1 protein-coding gene is annotated in these 235 nt (G+C 67.2%); it reads right to left on the reverse strand.

The features are described 5' to 3' along the window. A partial coding sequence (locus ACTFO6_RS19880) for a DUF4143 domain-containing protein (RefSeq protein ID WP_439936006.1) occupies nt 1-235 on the reverse strand: 235 nt, incomplete at both ends.

Genomic DNA, 235 nt, shown 5'->3' on the forward strand with positions numbered 1-235 from the left:
TCCTGGAACTTGACCTCGACGCCATAGCGGTGGCCCCGCACCATGAGCAGCAGATCGAGCTCCGCGCCGGTGTGCGTGGCCCAGAAGTACGCCGCATCCGGACGCACCGCGCGCAGCACCTGTTCGATCGCATACCCCTCCCATGAGAGGCCCAGTTTGGGATGGGAGAGCAGCTCGCGCTCGCTGGCGAGCCCCAGCAGCGCATGCAGCACACCGCTGTCGCGCACGTACACCT

It is taken from the genome of Pelomicrobium sp. G1 (assembly GCF_051905455.1).
In the GTDB taxonomy this organism is placed as follows: Bacteria; Pseudomonadota; Gammaproteobacteria; order Burkholderiales; family UBA6910; genus Pelomicrobium.